The organism is Streptococcus oralis, from assembly GCF_001578945.1.
Taxonomy (GTDB): Bacteria; Bacillota; Bacilli; order Lactobacillales; family Streptococcaceae; genus Streptococcus; species Streptococcus oralis_Q.
In genome coordinates this window covers 1-1142 of record NZ_KQ969572.1, presented here as the reverse complement: position 1 = coordinate 1142, position 1142 = coordinate 1, and the positions used below count along the sequence as shown (strand labels likewise).

The 1142-nt window shown below is 39.4% G+C and carries 2 protein-coding genes; both read right to left on the bottom strand.

All coding sequences use genetic code 11. The annotated features are described in order from the left end of the window. A partial coding sequence (locus tag SORDD16_RS09765; RefSeq protein WP_241734065.1) for an IS3 family transposase occupies positions 1-768 on the bottom strand: 768 nt, incomplete at its 3' end. 5 nt (positions 769-773) lie between these two features. Then, on the bottom strand, positions 774-1064 hold the full coding sequence (locus tag SORDD16_RS12085; RefSeq protein WP_048691346.1) for a transposase: 291 nt from the start codon (positions 1062-1064) through the stop codon (positions 774-776). Between the last annotated feature and the right edge of the window lie 78 nt (positions 1065-1142).

Here is a 1142-nt window from a genome sequence, read left to right as displayed (position 1 = left end):
ATTATAAAATATGATGTAATTTTTGACAATTTCTGTTATACTATCTTTAGTCAAATTTCTCCACTTATGGAGATAGAAGGTTTCAGACTTGAGAACAGAATGGAACCATTCGATACAGGCATTATCTGCTGGTGTTCCTTTTCGGGACATGGAGCGGGTGATGCCTTTTTCTGTACAAGCTTGATAGTAGGCTTTTGAAGTATAAACAGATCCCTGGTCGCTGTGTAAAAGTAGCCCTTGAGGTAGCTCAAGTTGATTAAGTGTGTCGAGCACAAAGTCTGTATCTTGGCACTCGGAGATGGTATAAGCTACTATTTCACGATTATAGAGATCCATGATCGAAGATAGATAAAGTCTACAGTTTCCAAAATAGAGGTAGGTGATGTCTGTGACAAGCTTCTCCATAGGCTTGTCTGCCTGAAAATCACGATCCAGCTTATTGTCTGTTACATGGTAAGGCTTCCCTAATTTAGGTCCCTTCTTGGGACGGACACGGCAAAGGCATCCCTTTTCCTTCATAATACGATAGACCTTCTTGCGATTAACGACGAGGTTATAAACTTTCTTTAGTAAGCGAGTGATGGTTCGATAGCCGTAAATAAAGCGATTTGCCATACAGAGTTGTTCGATTTTATCTGCTACTTCGTCTCTTTTCTGAGAATTCTTACACTCCTGTTTCCAGCGATAAAAGGTGGAGCGTTTGACTCCGAAACACTCTAAAATAATAGATACAGGGCACGTTTTCTTATACTCTTCCACTAGCTTGATAAGACTTACTTTGTCGATTTTCTTACCAAGCTCTGATACTTTTTTAGTAATTCTACCTGCAAACGTAACTGTTCGACTTCAGATAATTGTTTCATTCCTTTACCATAAGTATATTGTTTCCCCACAGGTTGGTGGAAACGGTACAATTCATCATTCTGATACCAACGCCACCAGGTCTTGACCTGACTAGCATTTTTGATACCGAGGGTATCCATGATAACCTTATTTGATTTACCTGCCTTCTTCATTTCGATACAGGCTAGCTTAGTTTCTACTGAATATGCTTTTTTGACCATAACAAAACACTCCTGTTTCTAGTTTACCAGATTTCAACAGGAGTGTTTTCTTGTGTCTCATTTTATGGGTGCAGTGCC